The organism is Williamsoniiplasma lucivorax ATCC 49196 (assembly GCF_000518285.1).
Lineage (GTDB): Bacteria > Bacillota_I > Bacilli_A > Mycoplasmatales > Mycoplasmataceae > Williamsoniiplasma > Williamsoniiplasma lucivorax.
This window is the reverse complement of sequence record NZ_JADH01000003.1, coordinates 41216-57691: the sequence shown is the minus strand read 5'-3', so window position 1 is coordinate 57691 and position 16476 is coordinate 41216. Positions and strand designations below refer to the sequence as shown.

The 16476-nt window shown below is 31.8% G+C and carries 17 protein-coding genes and 1 pseudogene; 15 read left to right on the top strand and 3 right to left on the bottom strand.

The genetic code is table 4. From position 1 onward, the window contains the following. Nucleotides 1-4 precede the first annotated feature (4 nt). Together P695_RS05325 and P695_RS05835 are read right to left on the bottom strand one after the other, a co-directional pair. Complete coding sequence (locus tag P695_RS05325) at nucleotides 5-856, bottom strand: TMEM164 family acyltransferase (RefSeq protein ID WP_051437310.1); 852 nt, start codon at nucleotides 854-856, stop codon at nucleotides 5-7. A gap of 94 nt (nucleotides 857-950) precedes the next feature. Then, entirely contained in the window at nucleotides 951-1853 is a 903-nt protein-coding gene (locus tag P695_RS05835) for a TMEM164 family acyltransferase (protein WP_028126545.1), read from the bottom strand. A gap of 138 nt (nucleotides 1854-1991) precedes the next feature. On the opposite strand from P695_RS05835, the gene P695_RS0101540 reads away from it, so the two are divergent. Beyond that, nucleotides 1992-2465 carry a PTS sugar transporter subunit IIA gene (locus P695_RS0101540; RefSeq protein WP_028126544.1) on the top strand — a complete coding sequence of 158 codons (474 nt, stop codon included), beginning with the start codon at nucleotides 1992-1994 and terminating at the stop codon, nucleotides 2463-2465. A 49-nt stretch (nucleotides 2466-2514) separates the two neighbouring features. On the opposite strand, the gene P695_RS0101535 is transcribed toward P695_RS0101540, so the two are convergent. Then, nucleotides 2515-3285, bottom strand: a complete 771-nt coding sequence (locus P695_RS0101535) for a DeoR/GlpR family DNA-binding transcription regulator (RefSeq protein WP_028126543.1) — start codon at nucleotides 3283-3285, stop codon at nucleotides 2515-2517. 149 nt (nucleotides 3286-3434) lie between these two features. Between P695_RS0101535 and P695_RS0101530 the strand changes: the two genes are divergently transcribed. From P695_RS0101530 to P695_RS05300, 14 genes and pseudogenes are all read left to right on the top strand, one after another. Beyond that, complete coding sequence (locus P695_RS0101530) at nucleotides 3435-4601, top strand: SIS domain-containing protein (protein ID WP_028126542.1); 1167 nt, start codon at nucleotides 3435-3437, stop codon at nucleotides 4599-4601. Between the two features lies 1 nt (nucleotide 4602). Further along, entirely contained in the window at nucleotides 4603-4848 is a 246-nt protein-coding gene (locus P695_RS0101525) for a hypothetical protein (protein WP_028126541.1), read from the top strand. A gap of 9 nt (nucleotides 4849-4857) precedes the next feature. Continuing rightward, nucleotides 4858-5436 carry a hypothetical protein gene (locus P695_RS0101520; RefSeq protein ID WP_028126540.1) on the top strand — a complete coding sequence of 193 codons (579 nt, stop codon included), beginning with the start codon at nucleotides 4858-4860 and terminating at the stop codon, nucleotides 5434-5436. Between the two features lie 113 nt (nucleotides 5437-5549). Further along, on the top strand, nucleotides 5550-7235 hold the full coding sequence (locus P695_RS05315) for a PTS transporter subunit EIIC (protein ID WP_051437309.1): 1686 nt from the start codon (nucleotides 5550-5552) through the stop codon (nucleotides 7233-7235). Between the two features lie 125 nt (nucleotides 7236-7360). Then, nucleotides 7361-7657: an MPN207a family PTS transporter accessory protein gene (locus P695_RS0101510; protein ID WP_028126539.1), complete on the top strand. Its 297-nt coding sequence runs from the start codon at nucleotides 7361-7363 to the stop codon at nucleotides 7655-7657. Nucleotides 7658-7773: 116 nt separating this feature from the next. Continuing rightward, complete coding sequence (locus P695_RS05310) at nucleotides 7774-9285, top strand: PTS transporter subunit EIIC (RefSeq protein ID WP_051437307.1); 1512 nt, start codon at nucleotides 7774-7776, stop codon at nucleotides 9283-9285. A 72-nt stretch (nucleotides 9286-9357) separates the two neighbouring features. Continuing rightward, nucleotides 9358-9564 (top strand): hypothetical protein, encoded by a 207-nt coding sequence (locus P695_RS0101500; RefSeq protein ID WP_028126538.1) that lies wholly within the window; start codon nucleotides 9358-9360, stop codon nucleotides 9562-9564. Nucleotides 9565-9566: 2 nt separating this feature from the next. Next, entirely contained in the window at nucleotides 9567-10271 is a 705-nt protein-coding gene (locus P695_RS0101495; protein WP_028126537.1) for a hypothetical protein, read from the top strand. Nucleotides 10272-10427: 156 nt separating this feature from the next. Next, nucleotides 10428-10721: a PTS sugar transporter subunit IIB gene (locus tag P695_RS0101490; RefSeq protein ID WP_028126536.1), complete on the top strand. Its 294-nt coding sequence runs from the start codon at nucleotides 10428-10430 to the stop codon at nucleotides 10719-10721. 206 nt (nucleotides 10722-10927) lie between these two features. Then, the gene (gene infC / locus P695_RS0101485) at nucleotides 10928-11482 is read left to right on the top strand and encodes a translation initiation factor IF-3 (protein ID WP_028126535.1); all 555 of its coding nucleotides are present in this window, start codon (nucleotides 10928-10930) and stop codon (nucleotides 11480-11482) included. A gap of 23 nt (nucleotides 11483-11505) precedes the next feature. Further along, nucleotides 11506-11700 (top strand): 50S ribosomal protein L35, encoded by a 195-nt coding sequence (gene rpmI, locus P695_RS0101480; RefSeq protein ID WP_028126534.1) that lies wholly within the window; start codon nucleotides 11506-11508, stop codon nucleotides 11698-11700. Between the two features lie 20 nt (nucleotides 11701-11720). After that, nucleotides 11721-12071 (top strand): annotated as a pseudogene (gene rplT, locus P695_RS05305) (50S ribosomal protein L20); the annotation flags it as partial. A gap of 698 nt (nucleotides 12072-12769) precedes the next feature. Then, complete coding sequence (locus tag P695_RS0101470; protein ID WP_028126533.1) at nucleotides 12770-13813, top strand: cell envelope integrity TolA family protein; 1044 nt, start codon at nucleotides 12770-12772, stop codon at nucleotides 13811-13813. 140 nt (nucleotides 13814-13953) lie between these two features. Next, nucleotides 13954-16407 (top strand): PTS fructose transporter subunit IIABC, encoded by a 2454-nt coding sequence (locus P695_RS05300; RefSeq protein WP_051437305.1) that lies wholly within the window; start codon nucleotides 13954-13956, stop codon nucleotides 16405-16407. The last annotated feature ends 69 nt before the right edge of the window (nucleotides 16408-16476 follow it).

The window sequence follows — 16476 nt, the reverse complement described above, 5'->3', positions numbered from 1 at the left end:
TAATTTAAGCTTTGATTTTATTGATAATTCTTAATCATTTATGTTTTACATTTTCTTTAGTAAAGAAAGCTTTCAAACCAAGAATGTCATCATGAATATTGAATTTTAATTTTTCAGTTCCACAGTGAGCATAAAGTGGTCTGACGAAATATAAAATGGTGTAAGCAATCAACATCATTGCTGGTCCTAAAACCAAGATCATCATAAAGTACTGATTTAATAAACTTAGAGAACCTAAACCAATATTAAAAAGAATTAATCCATAAATATAATTTGGACCTCATCATAAATTACCTTGTCCTGATGGGGCTGGTTCAAGGGGATTGTGTCGTGAATAAGCCATATTTCAAACCATCACAAATGTTAAAAAGATAAAAGCATAACACATTGATCTTTTGATTGATACTCAACTAAGTTTGGAATTGGTATAACCATATAAATAAATATAAAAATAACCAAAAAGTGTACCAAGATGTCCGAAATAAAATTGGTAATATTCTCACTCAGCAAATGTAAAGCCCTTATTTAAAGGAATTAAAATTGTTAAAGTGGGGCCAATGATTGCTAGTGGTAAAAGTGCATCAACTTGAATTTTGGTTGGGAAAATCATCAAGATAATTGAAGTTCAAGCAACCATATTACATAATTCAAAGTACATAAATTTGTCCGCATTCGGATTGAAAATATCTTTGTCGATGTAAAATCAAATTTGCACAGCTAACATTCAAATCAGAATGACGATGCGCACTCAATAGGTTTTAGCAGTTTTTGCTCAAAATTTATGAAAAATAAAAAGTGAAGACATCACAATGATACTAATTATAATTTCAGTAATATATTCTGGAATGTGATTCATTTTATATCCCTCCTTTTATAATCTTACATTAGATATCATATTTATTGCTTGATATTTTGTCTCCAAAAGATGATTTTAAAAGAAAAAAACCAAACTAGGGTTTGATTTTTTTAATTGTTGTTTGGAAAATTTGTTTCATATTTGCTTTAGTAAATGTGGTTTTAAAACCTAAAATATCTTCTTTAACATTATATTTTAATTTTTCGGTCCCACGATCAGCATAAATTGGTCGGACAAAATAAATGATGGTTCAACCAACTAACATAATGACTGGTCCTAAAACAAAAATCATTAAGAAGTATTGGGCTAATAAACTTTGTGTTCCTAAACCTAAGTAGTAAAGAATAAATTTATAAACATAGTTCGGACCTCAATAATTATTTAGATCAGTAATTGTTGAACCAGGTGGGGCTGGATCTAGTGGGTTATGTCCATTTGGAACAAATGCCATATTTCAAACCATGACAAATGTTAAGAAGAATAGGGCAAATGCCATACTTCTACGCATGCTTTTTCAACTTAAACGAGCACCAGTGAAGTCATATAAATAAATATATAAATAACCAAAAATAATTCCAATATGTCCAAAGTAATAATTTCAGTATCTAAAGTTAGCAAAACTTCATGATTGTGATTCTTGTGTTGGTACGATTAAAACAATAATTGGGGCAATGATTGCTAATGGTAAAAGCATATCAAGATTTAACTTCGTTGGCATAAACATTAAAATCGCTCCAGTCACAGTTAATAAATTACATAATTCAAAATACATAAATTTTGAATTAATAATTCATTCACCATCTTTTAAAATATACATTTCAAAAACTTGATTGTTGACAATAAATCAAATTTCACTAATTAAGAGTCAAACCATAATAATTAAACGCACTCAAATTGTTTTTGTGGTTTTGGCTCAAAATTTATGAAAAACAAATAGTGAAGTGATTAATCCCACAAAAGCAGTTAAAGCAATAACAAATTCGGCAATATGTTGCATAAATAATTTCCTTTCCCATTAATGGAGTAAATCCTTTATCATTAATGATACTAATAAGTTATACCATATCTTTTTAATTGATTATAATAGATACTTGATGTAAAATGATGGTTGAATATTAAATACAAGGAGAAAAATATGTGAATATTTAAGAAAAAGACTAAAGAAGTGCAAATCTTTGCCCCTGTGAATGGTAAAGTAATTGGTCTTGATTTGGTTGAAGATGATGTCTTCAAAGAAAAAATGATGGGCGATGGTTTTGCTATTGATCCAACTGATGGAGAATTTGTTGCTCCAATGGAAGGTGAATTAGTCACAGCTTTCCCAACAAAACATGCTTATGGAATTAAACACAAAACAGGTATTGAATTATTATTGCACATTGGTTTAGATACAGTAACTTTAAATGGTCAAGGATTCACATCATATGTTGAACAAGGACAAAACGTTCGTGTTGGTGATAAATTAGTTGATGTTGATTTGAAAAAAATCAAAACTAAAGTTCCTTCAATTAAAACTCCAATTGTTTTCACAAATGATATGGGTAAAACAATTAACCTTGTAAAAACTGGTGCAGTTAAAAAAGGTGATTTAATTGCTATTATTAAATAGTAACAACACTTAAAAATGAAAAAATACCTTGAAATTTTCAAGGTATTTTTTAAACTACTTTTAATTTTTGTAGACTAACTTTGTTAATAATTTTATTTGGTGCTTGGGTACTGGTGATAAAAACTTTAAAAGCATCAATGTTGGCAACTAAATAATAATCCCCTTTAATTTTAAATTTATTGCCATCAATTAAAGCAATCGCTTGTTGGCTTTTTTGGAGTGCCATTTGATAAACTTCACCTTCTAATTGGTTGTTGTTATAAAAATCTAAATTTTCATCAACACTATTGGCTGTGAAAAAACCTTTATCAAAGCGAGGTAATTCTTGCAACATTTTAATGGCATACTGGCCAACAAAACTCCCAGTATTGGTTCTGAAATCTCCCCCAATTAAAATAATTTGTTTAATTTTGGGATTTTTTCTAGCTTGGTTAAAAATATGTAAACCATTGGTGATCAGTAGCTTAATCGGAGTTTTAATATTTTTGACTAAAAATTCATTTGTTGTTCCCGGGTCAACATAAATCACATCTTCAGTTTTTAAAAGAGAGGCGGCATATTGAGCAATTTTATTTTTACTAAAACTATTTAAATTAATTTGTTCTTGGCGATCTTGCTCAGCTTTGTTCGTACCAACATAATGAATTAATCCTGTTTCTAAACTAATCAAACCTTTTTGTTCAAAAAAGGCAAGGTCTCGCCGTGCTGTAATGTTGACAATCCCAGCTTCTGATGTGAATAAGAAATATTCTTTTAAAGAAAGCTGTTTTTTGTTTTTTAAAACATCAATAATTTGTTTACGACGTTCAATGCGATCCATTGTTTCCTCCTTTTATCAATAATTATATTCTATATGATTTTTTTCATAAATATTTTGGAAAAATGATAAATTTTTTTCATTTTTTGTTAAACTAAATTTGAACTAGTTTAAAAAAATTTTATTAAACATCAATTCCAAAGGAGAAAATCATGATTTTAAATTTTACCAAAGAACAATTAATTAAGAATAAGGGAATTCACACCTTAACAGAAATTATGCAACAACCTGAAATGTGAATGCAAACCAGTCAGATTATTCAAGAAAAAATTCCTGAAATTCAGCAATTTTTAAAAGCACATTTCCAAGCTAATACCAAAGTGATTTTAACTGGAGCAGGCACAAGTGAATTTGTTGGTGCTTCAATCATCAGAGATTTATTTTTGATGGGGGTTGATGCTCAAGTGATTTCAACAACAAACATTGTTAGTAACATTGAAGAATATCTTAACCCCCAGCAACCAACTATTTTAATTTCTTTTGCGAGAAGTGGAAATTCACCAGAATCAGTGGCCACTTTTCACATGGTGAATAAGTTCGTGGAGAATATCCACCACATTGTGATTACTTGTAATAAAAATGGTGCCCTATCTCAACTTGCCAAAACCACCAAAAATTGTTTAGAAATTTTATTACCCGATGCAACAAATGATCAGTCATTTGCCATGACATCAAGTTATTCAAGTATGATGATTGCTTGTTTGTTGATTTTTAATCTTGCTGATTTTGATCAATATGTGAAAAGAGTTGAAACATTAGCCATGGCGACCACTGTTAATTTAAAGCAAAATTATCCACAAATCGCAGCCATTGCTCAAATGCACCATCAACGTGTGGTTTATTTGGGTTCAGGTAATTTATTAGGTATTGCTGAAGAAGCGCACCTAAAAGTTTTGGAATTAACAGCTGGTGAAAACACTGCTTTCTTTAACACACCTCTAGGATTTCGTCACGGACCTAAATCAGTTTTAAATCGAGAAACAATTGTCTTTTTCTTCATGAATCAAGAACCATACAAACGAGCATATGATGTTGATTTGTTAAAAGAATTAAGCACTCAAAAACAAGCACAAACATTAGTGGTTTTTGATTACAAAGATGACCATGAAATCAAAAGCTTATCAGATTTTTATTTTAATGTGGAATTAACAGAAACATCAACTGCTTTATTGGGTTTAAATTACATTGTTTTAGCTCAATTATATGCTTTTTATAAATCACTGGCCAATGGTAAAACCCCAGATAATCCTTGACCATCGGGTTTGGTTAATCGTGTCGTTCAAGGTGTTATAATACATACAAAGGCAAAGTTAAAATAAAATGATTGATCTATCTCCTCCTGTTATCTTAGGATTATTAATTGCATCAGCAGTTGCTTTACCATTTTTAATTGTTGGACTGGTTTATTGATCCATTTTGATTCATAAAGAAAGAAAAGAATTAAGAATTAGAGGTCAAAAATTTAGTAAAAATTTTTTTAAATTTTTTATTCTTTATCTCTTAGTGCTTTTAACATTAGGTGATTTGCTAGCCTTTATTGTTTTTTTAGCAACGTATGTTAAATAAGGAGAAATTATGAGTTGAGAAAAATGAGTGATTCTAATCATTGTTGCTATTGTTTTTATTTGCGGACTTTCTTTCTTTTCTTTTTTGTACATTGCTAATAAAAGAAAACGCAATTTTCATAATCTCTCAGCAATGATTACAAAAATTGAAACTAACTATAATTTAATCCCAACAAAGCAAATTGTTGATAGTGTTTTTGAAATTAAAATTTTTGATCAAAATCTCGATATTTATATTGAAAAATCAGCCTACATTGAAAAAAGTCGCATCAACAATTCTTTAATGATTTTTAATGCTTATTTAGATTTGAACCGCAATAAAAATCAAGAAGTCACATCAACTAATGGAACTATCCAATTTGACCGAGACAAACAGATGATCACATTTGTTGTTCCCGGACAAAGTAAACAAGTTTTTAAGTTGCAAGAAATTTTTTATCTGCAAACAGCTTATGATTTCAAAACTGGTGCTTTAATTTTAGAAATCATCACATATCATGGCCAAAATTCAGGCAAATTTCAGTTTCTTTTTGAGAAGCAATTATATCTTTTCAACCAATTTCTTTTTGACCTTGTTCAGCAAAAATAGATTGTTTTGACAAAGATAACCACAAAAATAAAAAATTTTTTAGAAAAGTGATAATTTTTTATCACTTTTCTATTTTTCAAGTATAGAATAATTGTGATGAAAGGAGAAGAAATATGCACCTCTTAAAATCAAATAAATCAAATAAATTAAATAAATCAAATAAACCAAATAAACCAAATAAACCAAATGATTTTCAACCTTCTAATTCTAGAACATTTTGAAGTAAAACATTTGCAAGGCTGCAAACGTTAGGAAAAGCACTATTATATCCAATCGCTATTCTACCATTTGCGGCTTTGTTAAATCGTTTTGGGACCTTAGCTATGGATTTAAACCCAATGGAAAATGGTGTGAGAAATGTTGGAAATTGAATTGGTTTTATTATTTCCCGACCCGGGGATATAGTTTTTACTAACTTGCCATTATTTTTTGCGATTGGTATCGCTTTTGGGTTAGCCAAAGAAAATCGTGGTGAGGTTGCATTAATCGGAGCATTGATGTATTTAGCAATCACTGCTTTTCTAATTGAAGGTGGCTTACCATCATTGTTATATAAAAATGTCCTAACTTTTACAGCTCATGATGGTAAACAATTTTCAGAATTATTCTATGTCCAAACATTTGGCATGGTGAATGACAAAATTGAAATTATAGGCGGGAAGTATGTTCTCGAAATTGGAGCCTTGGGAGGAATTATTTCGGGTTCAATTACTGCCTATTTATATAACCGCTTTCACAACATTACGCTACCTCAAGCTTTAGGTTTCTTTGGTGGACGTCGTTTTGTGCCAATGATGGTCATGTTAGTGTCTTTACCGTTGGCATTCTTTTATGCTGTGATTTGACCATGAATTCAATTTGCTTTAGTTAAATTTGGTGGTTTGATATCTTCAACAGACTCTTGAACCATACCTGGAGCATTTTTATATGCTTTAGTTAATCGTATTATTCAACCATTTGGTTTACACCATATTATCAATACTTTCTTATGATTCCAAATGCCAATTGAAAACTATATTGTCGATATTCATGGAAAAATTGTTTTAGATGCTGATGCTTTTGGAGGAGATAAATTTAATCTTGAAAATTTTCAAGCTATTGCATCACATTTTTACACAAAAATCACAATTACTAAAGATAATTGACAAGACTACTTTGTTTTAAGACAAGGTCTGGTTGCTAATTCAGGAGGAAAAATTTTAGCCACTGGTAATTTGGCTGGAGCAACTGCTGGAATGTATACTGTTTTTGGTGATATTAATGCTTTCCAAAAATCAGTCATTTCTGGAACATTCCAAACTGGATATTTCCCAATGTATTGAGGAGGATTAACAGCTGCTGCTGGGGCAATGGTTATGGCTGCACCTGGAGATAAACGCAGAGAAACTATCACCTTCTTAGGTGGAGTGGCATTTGTGGCTGCTTTAACTGGAATCGATGAACCGATTGTCTTTGCCTTCATTTTTGCTGGCCCAATTTTATGAGCATATAACGCTTTATTTACAGCGATATTTGCTGCAATTGGAGTAGCAATGCACATGCATATTGGATTCGGTTTCTCCGCTGGATTAATTGATTATATTATTTCCTTTGCGAATGCTTGAGGAATGAGTAAAGCTGAAGGTATCATTCATGGACCAGTTTATGGAGTAACATCAAACCCATTATGAATGTTAGCATTAGCTGCTACAATTGCTCCATTATACTTCTTCTCATTCTACTTCACAATCAAAAAATTGGACATCCCAACACCTGGTCGTGAAAAAGATATGACAAAAGTTGAAGCCATGAAACAATAAAACTGTTTTTACAAACATTGATTATAGAAGCAGATTTGCTTCTATTTTTATTTCCTGTTTTTTTACAAACTCAGATCAAGATTTTTAATTTAAAATATTAAGGCATAATCATTATAAGGAGTAACATGGATTTGATTAATATTTTAGCTAAAGAAACACCTAAAGTTTCCCAATCATTAGCGATTACTTTTTTGGTTGTTGGCTTAATTTGCCTAGCTCTTGGAATTGGGGTAATCTTTCTTTTAAAAGAAGTTTTAAATCGTCGTAAAGCTGGTCAAAAACGCGAATTTGCTGTCGAAGATAAAAAATTCACCCACAAGATTTTTAATTTTTGAATTCACTATTTATATATATTTATTATTGGAGTTTGTTTTATTGCAGGACTTGTTTTATTTGGTATTGGCCTTGGATATTTTATCTAAAATCGCAATTGCGATTTTTTTCCAAATTTTCCATTTTTTCCAGAAAAAAATGGAAAAACAATTTATATAATTAAAGAGACATAATGAAAAATTATGTTTAAAGAAAAGGAGATAAAATGTTCTTATCACTTAAAAAGAAAAAAGAAAATGATGCTTTTGGTAGTGTTAAATCAAGTCCTAAAAAAGGTAACTTTTTATTACTTTTACAAGAACTTGGTAAAGCCTTGCAATTCCCGATTGCAGTCTTACCATTTGCAGCCATTTTAAATCGGTTTGGTAATTTAGGAATTACTTTTACCACTGATGCCGATGGTAATATTACCAATCAAGTTGGTTACTGAATTTCATTCATTATTCAAAAACCGGGTGGTGTTGCCTTTGATAATTTACCATTATTATTTGCTCTAGGTCTCGCTTTTGGTCTCTCTAAAGATCATCGAGGGGAAGTTACGTTAGTTGCTGCCGTATTTTATTTCATCATTGCTGTGATGAATGCTGAACACGGATTACCAGAAATGATGTATAAAAATGTGTTAACATTCCAAGACAAAGACGGTCATGCATTTTCACAACTATTCTATGTTAAAGAATTTGCTAAAGGTAGCCAAGATATTGTCGTTGGTGGAAAATATGTACTCAATGTCGGGGTCTTGGGAGGGGTCACTGCCGGATGTTTCTCTGCCTATTTATATAATAGATTGTCACATATTCAATTACCGCAAGCATTATCATTCTTCTCAGGAAGAAGATTTGTCCCAATGGTAGGGATTTTAGTGGCAATTCCAGTTGCTTTTGCTTTTGCTGTTTTATGACCTTGAATTCAATATGTTTTAATGATGTTTGGTCAAGCAGTTGCTAACCCAGATAATCCAGCTATCACAGTTCCGGGAACTGCAGTTTATGCTGTCTTAAACCGTTTCTTATTACCATTTGGGTTACACCAAATTTTAAATACATTCTTCTGATTCCAATTACCAATTGGTGGACATGTTGTTGATCCAATTACAGGAGCAATCGGTACAGAAACTATTTGAGCTAATGGAGATATTTCAGCCTTCACTAAAGGTATTCAAGGATCAGGATTCTTCCAAGGAGGATTCTTCCCAATTATGATGGGAGGAATTCCAGCAATTGCGATTGCAATGATTTTTGCAGCTAAAAAGGAAAATCGCGCTAAAATGGGTGGATTCTTCGGTGGTGTTGCTTTAGTTTCTCTAATTTCTGGAATTACTGAACCAATTGAATTCTCATTTGTTTTTGTCTCACCATTATTATTAGTCATCCATGCCTTATTAACTGGAATTTTTGTGGCTACTTCAACAGGAATGGGAATTCAAGTCGGATTTGGATTCTCGGCTGGATTAATTGATTACATTGTTTCATTTGCACAATCTTGAGGATTTGCTGCAAGTAAGAGTGGAGTTTTAGGAGTCACTTCAAACCCATTATGAACATTAGCCTTAACAGCTGTTGCTGGTGGAGTTTATTATGTTGTCTTCTATAGTTTAATTAAAAAACTAGATATTCAAACTCCAGGTCGTGAACATCAAGTTGATCCAAACTTAGTTGCGCAAGAACCAATTGGAATTCCACAACCAATTAAAGCTCAAAAACAAACAAAAGTTTAAACAAACAAAAATATCAAGTCAAACTTGATATTTTTATTTTATAATTATTGATAAGTAAGAAGGAAAAATGGTATGAAAAATAATCAAAGTTTATCATCAGTTTTTATGTTTTGTAAGCAATGTTGAGAACAACGTAAATTTGATTTCACCAATGATTTTAATCAAGTTGATCTCCAAGATGAGTTATGAGGCAAATGTAATACTTGCCAACGTAAACAAGCAGTTTTACTCAAAGATATTAAGGAGTATTATGATCACTTAAACGATCATAATCAATAATTATGTTTTTACACTTTTTTGTTGAAGGAACCAATAATGGTTCGAGTATTACCAACTTACCTTGATGAGCTATCTTAATTATTATCGCTGTGATTTTAATTATTTTAGTTGTTATTCCTTGAGGAAAAATTCGTTCAAAACTGGACCAAAATAAAGATCAAAAAATCACTCTTGAACAAGCAAAAACCAAAGCACAGAATTACAATGCTTCATTTCTAGGAATTTATAATTGGTTTGGTAAAAAACAAGCGATGCGTTTGCAACGCACAGTTTATGTTGAAGAACTAGAAGATGCTTGTGTGTTATGTCGACCATTTGAAAACAAAGTTTTATCATTAGAAGATGAAGATCAAATTATGACAATGAAACAAGCGATTGCTCAAGGTTATCATCATTTGGGTTGTCATCACATTGATCAAGATTATTATATTGAAGTCACCCAAATCCCAACTCAGCAATGAAGTGATGAACACAAACAATTGCGTCGTAGTTTACTCTTGAAACAATATAAATTAGAAGACGAATTACGTCATTTAAAATATCAATTAGATAATCATAAGTTCAAAACCAAACAAAAAGAAGATACTCTATTACTACAAATCACAAGCAAAGAAAGAGCCTTGATCAAGTTTATTAAAGATAACGATTTAACCAGAAATCAACTTCGTGAACGCTATAATATTTCAGATATTCAAAAATTTAGTTAAGTTTTGCTCAAATTTAACTCATTTTCCACTATTCTTGGGCAAGTATTTACATATTAAAATTCAAATTTTTAAAAAAGTGATATTATTATTATTGAATGAAAATGCAATTTTAAAAATTTAGCATTACATTGTATTGATTAAAAATAAGGAGAAAACATGGGATTATTTTCTAAGAACACCAAAGAACCAAAAGTAAAAGTCAACAAGAGTTTAATTAAAGCTGAAGCAATCGTTGAAGCAATCGGTAAAGATAACTTCATCACAATCGATAATTGTGCATCAAGATTACGTTTAACTTTAAAAGATAATAAAAAAGTTGATGACGCCAAAATTTCGGCTGCTGGAACATATGGGTTAGTAAGATTGGGAGATTCAGCTTTACAAATTGTTGTAGGAACTGATGTTGAAAGTGTGACTAACGAAGTTAGAAAACTTGTTCAAGGTCACTAAAAATGATAAGACAAATGTGATAAAACATTTGTCTTTCTTTTTTTGTTTGTTTTTTAGCAAAATCAATATATAATAATAATGTTAAAAAAGAAGCACTATAGCTCACCACGAACAAAGATGTGAAATGGTTGAATTATTTATCACAAAGAACAGATAAAGTGTGCTTTCTAGTTTTAATAGCACACTTTTTATTTATAGGAGAAAGAATGGACGAAAGACAAAAACAAAATCCAAGACAACCAAGAAGTAACAACCAAGATCCAATCAATGGTTTTATTCGTGCGCGAGAAATTTTTGTAATTGATGAACAAGGAAACAAACACGGAATTTTATCTAAACGTGCAGCAATTGAATTAGCTGAATCACAAGGTTTAGATTTAGTTCAAGTTGGTTTGCAACCAAATGGAGTTGCAATTGCTAAAATCCTTGATTATGGAAAATACAAATATGAACTACAAAAGAAAACTAAATTAGCTAAGAAAAACCAAGTTAAAACTGAAAACAAAGAAATTCGTTTAACAGTCAACATTGGGGAGCATGATTTAGATACCAAAGCTCGTAAAGCAAGAGAATTTTTAGCAGATGGTGATCGTGTAAAAATCTCACTTAAATTTAAAGGAAGAGAAATAACTTATATGGATTTAGGTCAAGCAACCTTAAATCGTTTCTTTACGAAAATTGAAGATGTTGCCAAAATTGAAAAAGAGGCAAAATTAAATTCAAGATTCCTAGACATGTATGTTGTGCCAAAGAAAAATTAGAGAACAAAAAGGAGACAAGAATTATGCCAAAAATGAAAACAAAAAAAGCTTTAGCTAAACGTGTTAAAAAAACAGGGTCTGGTAAATTAAAAAGAGGCCACGCTTACCGTTCACATTTAGCTTTAGGAAAAACAACTAAACAAAAACGTCAATTAGAAAAATCAACATTTGTTGATGCAACTGATGCAAAACGTTTAAAAGGGTTGTTACAAAACTAAGAGGATAGGAGAGAAAATATATGGCAAGAATTAAATTTGGTAAAGTTACCAGAGCAAGAAGAAAACGTTGAATTAAACGTGCTAAAGGGTATTATGGAACTAAAAAATCATCATACAAAAAAGCACATGAACAAGTAGTTCGCTCAATGGCTTACGCCTACATTGGACGTAAACAAAAGAAACGTGATTTCCGTCAATTATGAATCACTCGTATTAATGCAGCTGTCCGTCCATTTGGTTTATCATATTCAAGATTTATGAATGGATTGAAAAAAGCAAACATTGATATTAACCGTAAAATGTTATCAGAATTAGCAATTTACAATGCTGATGAATTTGCAAAAATTGTTAACTTAGCACAATCTGCTTTAGGACAAGCAACTACTAAATCAACTGCTAAACCAGTTGAAGCACCAGTTGTTAAAAAAGTAATTATTGAAGCAAAACCAGTTAAAGTTGAAACACCAAAAGTTGAAGCACCAAAAGTTGAAACTAAAAAAGTAGAAACACCAAAAGTTGAAGCTAAAAAAGTAGAAACACCAAAAGTTGAAAAAGCAAAAGCAGAAACTAAAAAAGTTGCAAAAGTTGCAGATGAAAATGAAGTTGATACACATGATTATTTAGCTGAAATGGAAGCAAAATATGCTGCAGAATTAGCTAAACAAGAAGAAGCAGAACGTTTAGAACGTGAAGCACACGAAAAAGCTTTAGCTGAAGCTAAAGAAGAAGAAAAAGAAAAATTAATTCAAGCTCGTGCTGCTGCTAAAGCTAAAAAAGCTGAGATGTCAACTCAAGAAAGAGCTAAGTTAGATGGATCTGATTCGATTTCTGAACCACGTTCTGAATTGCAAAAACATGCTAATAAAATGCGTTCATTAGTTGAAGCAAAAAATAAAACATTAAAAGAAGCAAACTTGCGTGATATGACTAAAAAAGAACTAATCAAATACATGAGACAAGTTGCTGATATTATTAAAACCAAAAAATAAAGCATTGCTTTATTTTTTATTTGGTAAAATATCTTTAGTTAGTGTAGAGAAAATACATTTTTCTTAGAAAGGAACCAAATATGAGAAAAAAAGCTAGAAGACTTTTTTGAACGTTTTTCACAATTAGCATCATTGCTTTATTATTAGGAATTACAATCAAATGAATGAACATTCACACTTCACCAATTGAGGGTTGAAACATTAATAATATGTTTTCTCCATTTAAAGATGGTAGTTGATCACTAATTGAGGGATGGAAATATGAATGAAGTGGTTCGGGACTAGATTGACACATCGCAGACAAATTTTGATTTGATAATGTGACTAAAGTTGCTCCAACCACATTCCTCTTCAACTTCTTTGCTAATTATTTAATTTTAATAGTTGCAACAGTTGCCATGGGACTTGCCTTGTTATCATTCTTGATCTTTGCCTTTTCAACAAAAACACCAAAAAATAAAAAACCAGTTGCCCCAGTTGAACCAAAAGAAGAAAAGAACAACACCACACCAATCCAAGTGATATTTCAACCTCATCAAACTGAGTCTCAACCAGTTAAACCAGTTGAACCAATCATTGTGCAACACCATGAACCAATTGTTGAACCTAAAGCTAAAGTAATAATACCAACCCCCATTCCAGTTGTTAAACCAGTTGAACCAAAAGTTGTTAAACCTAAACCAATCCCAACTCCACAACCAACAATGGAAGTGCCTAAAGCACAAGATGATGCTGATGCCCAAGATTTCTTGGCGATGATGGAAGCTAAATATGCTGCTGAATTAAAAAAACAAGAAGAAGCTGAAAAACTTGAACGTCAAAAATACGAAGAAGCCTTAAAAAATGCTGCTCAAGATGCAGAAAGACAAAAGATTGTTGAAATGTTAGCTAAAAGAGTGGAAGACAAGAAAAAAATGTCAACCCAAGAAAGAGCTAAGTTGGATGGATCTGCTGTGATTTCTGAACAACGTTCTGAATTGCAAAAACATGCTAATAAAATGCGCTCAATAGTACCAGAAAGTCATAAAAAATTAAAAGGTGCTAATTTACGTGATATGACTAAAAAAGAACTAATTTCATTTATGCGTTCAGCTGCCAATGAAATTAATAATAAGAAAAAATAAGCTAATTATTTTAAATGGAAAAACCCTATCAAAGAGATAGGTTTTTTTATTTGTTTTCCTGCATTTTTAAATATAAAATAATAAAGGAAAATATTTCATATGTGGACAATGAACTTCTATATAGTACATAGGAGAAGAAAATGAATCTTAGTATATTCAATAAAGATTTTATCTTTCTAGATGTTGAAATTAAAGATCAGCAATCAGCCTTCAAATTTATGGCCGATCAAGCTGCAACTTTAAAATTGATTTTAGCTAAAGATAAAAAAGCATTGATTTTGGGTTTTGAAAACCGTGAAAAACAAGGTACTACTGGATTTGAAGATGGATTCGCCATTCCGCATGCGCGCATTCCGGAAATCAAAAACGCAGCAGTCCTTGTCTTCCGTTTTAAAAACGCAATTGAATGAGAATCAATGGATGGAAAACCAACTAAAGTTGCGATTGCATTATTAGTACCAGAAGGGCCAAATGGTGATGAACATTTGGCCATTCTAAGCCAAATTGCTGTCAAGTTAATGGATGATGGTTTCAAGAAAACATTGAAAACAACTAAAACTCAAACTGCCATCTTAAAAGCGTTTGAAACTAAAAAAGAAGAAAAGAAACAAGAAGTTTCAAACACTAATCAAGACCAATTAAACATTGTAGCAATTACTGCATGTGTTGTGGGGATTGCTCACACTTATATGGCAGAAGAAAGACTTCTAAAAGAAGTCCCTAAAATGGGATATAACATTCGTGTGGAAACCCAAGGTTCAAAAGGAATTGGCACCCAATTAACTACCAAAGAAATTGAACAAGCTGATCTTGTGATTTTTGCGACTGACACCAACATTGATAAAGAACGTTTTGTTGGTAAAAAGTTTTATCAAACAAAAGTTTCTGATGCCATTAAAAATCCTGAAGCTGTTGTGAAAGAAGCAATTGCTAAAGGAACAATTATTCAAAATGGTAAAGGATCATTTGATAACTCAAGAGGAAAAGCCAAAGCTGATTCTCGTATGGGCTTAATCCAACATATTTTAGCTGGAATTTCATACATGATTCCAATCATTGTCTTGGGGGGGATTGCATTAGCCTTCTCAATTGGTCTAGCGAAAGCAATTTGAGGACCAGATGCCTCAACATCGGGGCCTGCATCTAATCCTGGATTATCACCATGAGGTCCATTAGCTGTTCTAGACAAAATTGGTGGAGCAGCATTTGCATTAATGATACCGATTCTTGCTGGATTCATTGCTAATTCAATTGCTGGTCGTGCTGCAATTGCCCCAGCAATGGTCGGAGCATTTATCGGAAATAACACAGGTAACTTAATGGTTTTACCTGGTATGGACAAAATTGAAACTCCAATGGGATTCATCGGAGCATTAATTGCTGGAATTTTAGTAGGATATTTTGTAAGATGAATTAACACTTGAAACGTTCCTAAATCATTAAGACCGGCGATGCCAATCTTTTTTATTCCGTTAATTGCTGGAATTGGTATTTCACTAATCTTTATTTATGTTCTTGGTGGACCAATTGGATGAATCATGCACCAATTTTCAAATGCCATTAAACATGCTTATGAAAGTTCAACAATTGGAGTTGGATTAGGACTAGGGCTTGGAATTGTGCTTGGTGCCATGGCTGGATTTGATATGGGTGGACCGATTAATAAAATCGCCTTTGTCACATCAACAGCCTTAATTACTGCTGGTATTCAACAACCAATGGGAGCAATGGCTGCTGGTATTCCAGTAGCACCACTAGCAATGGGAATCTCAACTTTAGTTTTCCCTCGTTTCTACAACAAAGATGAAAGAGGATTAGGAATTGCTGCCATTATTATGGGAACCATTGGAATTTCAGAAGGAGCAATTCCGTTTGCACTTCGTGATCCAAGACGTGCGATTGTATGTAACGTTTTAGGATCAGCTGTGGCCGGAGGAATTGCTGGAGCATTTATGATCACTGATGCTGCTGGTCATGGTGGACCAATTGTGGCAATTCTTGGAGCTGTGCCTTATGGAGCACAAACCGCATACTACTTCTTAGCTGTTGCTATTGGGGTAATTGTGACTGTCGCATCTTATGGACTATGAGTAACTATTGAATCTGGAGCTGAAAAATCAGTTCGTGAAGCACATAACATTCATGTTTCACAATTAAGAAGTGATAAAAAAGACAGAATTCAAGAAATTAAAAAAGAAATCAACAATATCAAACATGCTGATAAACTTGCGAAAAAAGAAACTGGTAATGATATTAAATCAACTGACAAAATTGAAGTACTAAAAGCACAAATTGTGAAAATTAATGACGACTTTAAAGATGTGGTTAATAAAAATAAATTAATTATGAAAGAAATTGAAATCGCTGAAAAAGCTTCAATTAAAGATAATAAAGCAAATATCAAAACAGCTAACACAAATATTAACATCGCAACCAAAGAAGCAAAAGCGTCAATTCAAAGTGTTAAAGGTGAAAGATCAAAATTAGATCAATTAGCTGATATCAAAGAAAATAAACGTGAAAAACGTCTTGCTGTGCAAACACAATATCGTCAACAATTCGTTGATCAATACAACAAACAAATTGTTGCTTAACAAATAAGAAAAACCAGGCAACTGGTTTTTTTATAACTTAGTGTTATTATTTTTATTAGTAGGTACAAT